The sequence below is a fragment of the Massilia sp. 01N417 genome (assembly GCF_056399645.1).
In genome coordinates, this window is record NZ_JBFTRS010000002.1 from 360,807 (window position 1) to 367,204 (window position 6,398).

At 65.8% G+C, this 6,398-nt stretch carries 8 protein-coding genes and 1 tRNA gene; 2 read left to right on the plus strand and 7 right to left on the minus strand.

The features are described from left to right. Window positions 1–30: 30 nt before the first annotated feature. The 6 genes from AC1DOQ_RS03770 to AC1DOQ_RS03795 all read right to left on the minus strand — a co-directional run bounded on the left by AC1DOQ_RS03770 (window position 31) and on the right by AC1DOQ_RS03795 (window position 4,257). Window positions 31–657, minus strand: coding sequence for a hypothetical protein (locus AC1DOQ_RS03770; RefSeq protein ID WP_477360403.1), 627 nt, complete (start codon window positions 655–657; stop codon window positions 31–33). 86 nt (window positions 658–743) lie between these two features. Continuing rightward, complete coding sequence (locus tag AC1DOQ_RS03775; RefSeq protein WP_477360405.1) at window positions 744–1,265, minus strand: peroxiredoxin family protein; 522 nt, start codon at window positions 1,263–1,265, stop codon at window positions 744–746. A 62-nt stretch (window positions 1,266–1,327) separates the two neighbouring features. Further along, complete coding sequence (locus tag AC1DOQ_RS03780) at window positions 1,328–1,954, minus strand: BON domain-containing protein (RefSeq protein ID WP_441935184.1); 627 nt, start codon at window positions 1,952–1,954, stop codon at window positions 1,328–1,330. Then, a complete protein-coding gene (locus tag AC1DOQ_RS03785) occupies window positions 1,944–2,540 on the minus strand; it encodes a phosphoheptose isomerase (protein ID WP_441935185.1) in 597 nt (198 codons plus the stop codon). Before AC1DOQ_RS03785 ends, AC1DOQ_RS03780 begins: the two co-directional genes overlap by 11 nt. Before the next feature lie 63 nt (window positions 2,541–2,603). Beyond that, window positions 2,604–2,966, minus strand: coding sequence for a YraN family protein (locus AC1DOQ_RS03790; RefSeq protein WP_477360407.1), 363 nt, complete (start codon window positions 2,964–2,966; stop codon window positions 2,604–2,606). Window position 2,967: 1 nt separating this feature from the next. Continuing rightward, window positions 2,968–4,257, minus strand: a complete 1,290-nt coding sequence (locus AC1DOQ_RS03795; RefSeq protein ID WP_477360409.1) for a penicillin-binding protein activator — start codon at window positions 4,255–4,257, stop codon at window positions 2,968–2,970. Window positions 4,258–4,268: 11 nt separating this feature from the next. Between AC1DOQ_RS03795 and rsmI the strand changes: the two genes are divergently transcribed. After that, window positions 4,269–5,174 (plus strand): 16S rRNA (cytidine(1402)-2'-O)-methyltransferase, encoded by a 906-nt coding sequence (gene rsmI, locus AC1DOQ_RS03800; RefSeq protein WP_477360411.1) that lies wholly within the window; start codon window positions 4,269–4,271, stop codon window positions 5,172–5,174. Between the two features lie 159 nt (window positions 5,175–5,333). Here rsmI and AC1DOQ_RS03805 read toward each other — a convergent pair whose 3' ends face one another. Further along, complete coding sequence (locus tag AC1DOQ_RS03805; protein ID WP_477360413.1) at window positions 5,334–5,960, minus strand: hypothetical protein; 627 nt, start codon at window positions 5,958–5,960, stop codon at window positions 5,334–5,336. 112 nt (window positions 5,961–6,072) lie between these two features. Here AC1DOQ_RS03805 and AC1DOQ_RS03810 point away from each other — a divergent pair. Further along, a tRNA-Pro gene (locus tag AC1DOQ_RS03810) sits at window positions 6,073–6,149 on the plus strand. The last annotated feature ends 249 nt before the right edge of the window (window positions 6,150–6,398 follow it).

Consider the following 6,398-nt stretch of genomic DNA (forward strand, 5'->3'; position numbering starts at 1 on the left):
CCTGCTGTCCTTGCCGACAGCATAGCGCGATCAGGGCCGGCAGCGCGCCGTGATGCCGGTCCCATTCGCGCCCGCCACCCGGATATCCGAAGGCGGGATGCCTTTGCCCTTCACGATGGTGTGGCCGCCGACATAGCGCAGCGGCAATTCTTCGCCGGCGTAATCGGCCAGGCCGTGGGGCACGTAGATGGCGAAGCGATAATCGAGGTTCGGGTAGGCGCCATGGTGGAATACCTGGCTGGACGGACCTTGGTGGATTTCGGCCGCGATGGCATCGGCGATGGCGGCGGTGTCGGTGCGCGCGTTCAGGTCGATGCTGTCGTCCAGCCTCAGGGTGTAGGGACGCAGCGGGCCGAAGCGGCGGCCGTCGTACTGGACGCGGAAGCGGTCGGTGTCGTAATAGAAGGCGGGCACGGCGCCGGTGACATCCACGCTGCACAGCACGAACACGGCCCAGAAGCCCTGCGATTCCAGCGGCTGCACGAAATGGATGGCGTCGTTGCGTTTCAGCGCGATCGGGTTGTGGAAGTCGATCCGGTGCACGTTGGCGACGTGCTGGTAACGCAGGATGACGGTATCGCGCAGTTCGGTATCGACGCTCGCGCAGCCTCCCAGCAGCAGCGGGAACAGGAGGGCGGACGTGAACGGCTTGCGCATGAGTTTTCCTTTGCCAGCGAACGCGTCAAGCTTGGGGCAAGCAAACAGGTACGGTTTGCGGGAGGTCAGGGGTGCGCGGATGTGCTTCAGCTTGCGGTCAGCGATTTCTGCAGCAGCGCGTGCAACGACGCGAAGTCCGGCTCGCCCAGGTAACGTTTGAGGATCTTGCCATCCTTGCCGATGACGAAGGTGGTCGGCGTCATTGCCACGTCGCCGAATTGCTTGGCCAGGTCGCCGCCGGAATCGAGCGCGACCTTGAAAGGCAGCTTGCGTGTTTCCGCATAGTTCAGGACATAGTTCGGCGGATCGTAGCTCATGGCGACAGCGACGAATTCCAGGCCCTGCTTGCGGAACTTGTTATAGGTGTCGACCATCTGCGGCATCTCCTTCACGCAAGTGGCGCAGGAAGTTGCCCAGAAATTGACCATCACGACCTTGCCGCGCAAGTCCTGCGAGCTGATCTTCTGGCCGTCGATGCTGATGAAGGTGACGTTGGGCGCAGTCGGCTGCTGGTCGAAGGCGGCAACGCCGATACCGGCGATCGCGAGCACGGCGGCGCCGATGGCGGCCGGCTTGATCCAGGAGCGGTTGGAACGGGGTGCGGTCATGGCTTCATCTCATCCGTGAACGGGCGACAAGTCATTATAGACCCGTCGCCAGTTCCCGTGGATTACTGCGCCTGCGGCGGTTGCTGCGGTTGCATCGCGCGCAGGTCTTCTTCGCTGATGTATTCGAAGATCTTGACCACGCGGATCACACCCGACACGCCTTGCGCCACCTGGGCCGCGATATTGCCTTCGCGCTGGGTCACCAGGCCCATCAGGTAGACATTGCCGCGTTCGGTGACGACCTTGAAGGAGTTGGCGGACACCGTCTGCTTGTCGGCCAGGCTGAGCTTGACCTTGCTGGTGATCAGGGCATCGTTCGAACGCGAGGTATAGCTCGACGGTCCGGCGACGACCAGTTCGTTGATCACGTTGTCGACGTTGGTGATGCCGCGCACTTCGTTCTCGACGGCGCGCTTCATTTCCTCGTCGCGCACTTCGCCGGTCAGCAGCACCTTGCGGTTGTAGCTGTTGATGTTGACGTGGCCGGCATCGCCGACGATCTGCGGCATGCGGGTTTCGGCCTTCACGGCGATCGCCTTGTCCTCGGTCTGCGCGCCCAGCGTGCGGCGGTCGGTGGTCGCCAGCGCGCCCGTGACCACGCCGCCGGCCACCACGGCCACGCAGCCTTGCAGCGAAGCCATCAGGGAAGCGAGCACGGCAGCGGTGAGGACGGCTTTCTTAACTTGCATCTTCTTCTCCGAACAGGGCGACGTCGATGCCGTCGCAGATACTGTGGATCGCGACCAGGTGCACTTCCTGGATGCGCGCGGTGCGTGCGTGCTGCACGTTGATATGCACGTCGGCATCGGTCAGCAGCTTGCCCAGCTTGCCGCCGTCCTTGCCGGTCAGGGCGACGACGCGCATCTCGCGCTCGAGCGCCGCTTCGACGGCGGCCAGCACGTTGCCGGAATTGCCAGACGTCGAGATGGCCAGCAGGATGTCGCCGGCCTGGCCGAGGGCCTGCACCTGCTTGCTGAAGATCTCGTTGAAGCTGTAGTCGTTGCCGACCGCCGTGATGATCGAGGTGTCGGTGCTCAGCGAGATCGCGGGCAGCGGGAAACGCTCGCGCTCGAAGCGGCCGACCAGTTCGGCAGCGAAGTGCTGGGCGTCGCCGGCCGAACCGCCGTTGCCGCATGCCAGGATCTTGTTGCCGTTGGACAGGGCATTGAACATCAGTTCGATGGCCTGCGAAATGGGTTGTGCCAGAAGCTGGCCCGACTTCAGCTTGAGTTCGGCGCTTTCCTGGAAATGAGCGAGGATGCGTTGAGTATTCATGGTCGAAGATTATAGTGCAGTGGCAACGCCTACCGCACAAGTGGCGTAAGAAATGCTTACATTTCAGGCGGCGTCGATGGCGTTCCGTAACCATTCCAGCCTGCCGCCATCGATGGCGACGACGTCGATGCGGCAGGGCGGCATGCGCCTGAAGCGCTGCAGGTAGACCTGGGCGGCGCGCAGGATCCGGCGGATTTTCGCTGGGGTGATGCTGGCGGCGGCCCCGCCGCGCGAACGGTCGGCGCGCTGGCGCACCTCGACGAAGACGAGGGTGTCGCCTTCGCGCATGACGAGATCGATCTCGCCCAACTTACACCGGAAGTTCGCTTCGATCAGCACCAAACCGTGGCGTTGAAGATACGCCAGTGCCGATTCTTCTCCTTGCCGACCCTGTTCCTGCTTCTGCGACAGGCGGGCCGGCCACATGTCAGGGCCCCGCGTTCGCGGGTTCGAAGTTGCCGTCTCGGTAGATCGCCATGGCTTCGCGCCGCCGCAGGCGCTGGCTGCCGGCATCGACCTCCAGGTGGCCGGTGACGCCGTCGATGATGAAGGGCGAGCCCGGGCGCAGGCCCAGTTCGCGCGCGACCAGGAAGGCGTCGATGCCGAGCGCGTACAGGCGGCTCATGGTCAGCGACTGTTCCGAATCGATGGGACGCGGATACACCATCACCGCCGGGTTGTCCGGCCGGATCAGCCAGGGCAGGTCGACCACGCGCAGGCCGTTCAGCTCGGCATACGAGGTGCCGGGAGCACGGCCCGGATTGCCGGCGCCGCCGGTGTACAGGGGAATCGCGGTGCCGGTCTGGGCCCGTACCTGGCGCAGCTCGACCACGTCGAGCGCGGCGAACAGCACTTCCGGCGGATCGATTTCCAGGCGGGTCTTGAGCTCGGAGATGGCGAGCGGGTCGGCGCGGCCGCCGGCAGAGGGCAGCTTATAGCGCTGGCCCGTATGGCCGAGTTCGCTCCAGCGCGCCTCGAAGGCGCTGGCCGCGCGCTGGGCCCAGGCGGCGTTGCCGGTGAGGATCAGTACCCGTCCCTGCGGATGTTCGCGCGCCGCCCAGTCGGCAGCCTGGCGCGCCTCGTCCTCGATCGAGAGACCGGCCACGACCATGCCGCGCGGCAAGGAGCCACGCACTTCGGGATGATTCAGGGCAACGGTCGGCAGGCTCAGCGCGCCGCCGGCGGCGAGTGCGCTGACGGCGGGACGGGCCAGCGGACCGACGATGACGTCGTGCGAGGCGGCGGCGCGGGAATAGGCGGCGAGGGCATCGTCGGCGCCGTCGCCGGTGGCGACCAGGTCGACCGCGATGCCGGCGCCGTCACGCTCGGCGCTGGCCATGAAGCCGGCGCGCACGGCATCGGCGGCCGCGCCCAGGCTCGGGGAATTCATCGGCAGCAGCAGGGCGACGCGGACCGGACCGCCAGCCCTGGCGGCGGCCGGAGGCGGATTGGGAGATTCATGGCCCGGCAGCTGGATCGGCGCGGTCTGCACCGGCGCCGATTCCACCTCGCGCGGCGGCGGCACATAGGCCGGCGCCGGTGGCGGCGCATACTCCGGGCAGGCGTAGTCGCCGCTCCTGGGACTTGTGTTTGCGCCCCCGGGCGCGCACAATCGCTGCGGCTCGTCGAGGCTCACCGTGGTGCAGCCGGTCAGCAGCGCAACCGTCAGTCCCGTCGCCAGGCCCGCGCCCAGCGCTTTCAGTTTTTTAATCAGCATCCGATCCCCACATGACCGCCATTCAGTCCAGCCAGATCGCCCAATTGCCCGTTCTGGGCGAAGCAGCCCAGCAGTCGTATCCTACCGCAACGCTTTACGTGGTGGCCACACCGATCGGCAACGTCACCGACATCACCCTGCGCGCCCTGCACCTGCTGCTGATCGCCGACGTCGTCGCCTGCGAGGACACGCGCAAGACCGGCGCCCTGCTGACCCGCTTCGGCCTGAACAAGCAGATGGTGGCGGCCCACCAGCACAACGAGCGCGAGGTGGCCGAAAAGCTGATCCAGCGCCTGCGCGCCGGCGAGCGCGTGGCCCTGGTGTCGGACGCCGGCACGCCGGCCGTCTCCGACCCCGGCGCCCGCATCGTCGACGCGGTGCGCGCCGAAGGCTTGAACGTGGTGCCGGTGCCCGGCGCCTCGGCGGCGGTCACGGCGCTGTCGGCCAGCGGCCTGGTGAACGACCGCTTCCATTTTGTCGGCTTTTTACCCGCCAAAGCGAAGCAGCGCGAAACCGAACTGGTCCGGCTCAAGAGCGAGACCTCGACCCTCGTGATCTATGAGGCACCGCATCGCATCACCGACTGCGTCGAAGCCCTGGCCGCCGTGTTCGAGCCGACCCGCCAGGTCGTGTTCGCGCGCGAGCTGACCAAGATGTTCGAAGAAATCCACCGCTGCCCCCTCGGCGAGGCGCTGGCCTGGGTCAAGGCCGACCAGAACCGCGAGCGCGGCGAATTCGTGGTGCTGGTCGAAGGCGCGGCACTGGCCGACGATGCCGGCGATGCGGAGGCGGAGCGCATCCTGCAGATCCTGCTGGCGGAGTGCTCGGTGAAGCAGGCGGCCAATTTGACGGCGCAGATTACGGGGCGGAAGAAGAATGCGCTGTATGAGCGGGCTTTGCAGATCAAGGGCGAGTGAGGACTCCTGTATTAACGTTCCCGAATAACCACCGTCGTTCCCGCGAAAGCGGGAACCCATGCTGAAGTGCCGAAGTCGATTCAGTGAGCTCGTTGCGTATCAACAGGTTTCGGTAGCTCAGTATGGATTCCCGCCTGCGCGGGAATGACGAAGCGGCGGTTACCACTTACACCCACTATCCTTCTTATCCATCGCCAGAAAAATCGGCGCCAGCAATCCACCCGGTACCCCATCCTTGCAATCCGGCCGCTTGGCGCCCTTGATGGCGCGCTCGAACTTGCTCTCGGTCTGCAAGGGCGGCGGCGGCAGCCTTTCCAGCGCCGTGCCCACCTTGGCAGGATCCGGCTCGTTCGCCACCTTGCGCGCCACGCTGCGCGCGGCGTCGAGGTTGAATTGTGGCGCCGGCGCCGGGTCCGCGGATGAAGGCGATGCGGGCGGCGCCTCGACGGCGAAGGGTTTGTCCTTGGCGGCTTCCGGCTGCGGCGGCACGGCGATGATGCGGCGGGGCGGGCGGGCGCGCGGCACCGGCTTCGTTTGGTCTTGCGGCTGTACCGGCGGCTCGGCCGGCTCCGCAACCGGCGGCGCCTGCGGCGCCTGCAGGCGCACGGTCAACGGCTCGCTTGCGGGCGCGGGCAGGGCGGCCGGCCGCGGCTGGCGGTAGATCGATAACAGCAGCGCATGCACGGCCAGCGAGATGGCGATGCCCGCCGCCACGCGCCGCAATTGCTTGCGGTCGGGGAGGGCGTCGAAGCCCGGTTCCGGAAAATGGCCAATCATGGCTGTCATGACAAACTCCCATCGATTCCTGTGCCGGAAAGCCGCATCCGCACACATTTGCGCGCATTCTCGGGTACTTTCCTTGACCGCGACCTCTGCGGAAGGGTATGATCGTTGTCTTCGGAGTGTAGCGCAGCCCGGTAGCGCATCTGGTTTGGGACCAGAGGGTCCAAGGTTCGAATCCTTGTACTCCGACCAAGTATACCGAAAAGGCCGACAGTGAATGCTGTCGGCCTTTTTTCATGTGCGCTCAGCATGAGCGCACTCTTGTGGGTGAAAGTCCCGCCGCAAGCTGACCACAGCGAGCGAAGCGAAGCACAACTGCGGAAGGGTGACCAACTGTGGGAAGGAAGTGTGGAGCGAAACTGCGAGCCGATGGACAAGAACCGGATACAAGGCGCTGCCAAGCAGGGCGAGCGGGCATGAAACCGCAAAGCTCTTGTGGTC